The 500-nt window shown below is 76.2% G+C and carries 1 protein-coding gene; it reads right to left on the bottom strand.

The genetic code is table 11. The annotated features are described in order from the left end of the window. Positions 1 to 114: 114 nt before the first annotated feature. Positions 115 to 500, bottom strand: a 386-nt coding sequence (locus D9599_RS30905; protein WP_198385162.1) for a sugar transferase, incomplete at its 5' end; no start/stop codon positions are given.

Genomic DNA, 500 nt, shown 5'->3' with positions numbered 1-500 from the left:
TGCGGCACTATCGCTGGTCGTGGCCGGTGTGCGGGGCGCTGCTGCTGGCCTTCTCGGCGCTGACCTGGTCGCTGATCGGGCACCTGCTGGCCTGGTGGCTGGGCTAGGCGGGGCTCAGTCCATCCCGGCCCAGCCGGTGAGGCCCGGGCGGTGTCGCGGGGAGGGGCGCGCCTCGCCCGGTCCGGGCGGGGGGCCGACCAGGGTCATGTCGCCGCGCAGGAGGTTCAGCAGCACGGGCAACTGGTCGATGCGGGCGGGGCGGAGCAGGCGGCCGAGGCGTGTCGGCACAGGGCGGCCATAGGGTCCGGGCGCGGTGCTGCGGAAGGTCAGCAGCTCGAAGGGCCGGCCGCCGCATCCCTCGCGCCGCTCGCGACGCAGCACCGGGCCGCCCTGCAGCCGCAGCGCCAGCACCACCAGCAGCGACAACGGCAGCGTCAGCCCCAGCAGCGCCAGCGCCACCACCACGTCACCCGTCCGCAACGCCGCGCGTGAGGCAGCGC

The sequence above is a fragment of the Roseomonas sp. KE2513 genome (genome assembly GCF_016107305.1).
In the GTDB taxonomy this organism is placed as follows: Bacteria; Pseudomonadota; Alphaproteobacteria; order Acetobacterales; family Acetobacteraceae; genus Roseomonas.
Note: the sequence above shows the minus strand (reverse complement) of the source record. Positions and strands in the feature narration are given on the sequence as shown.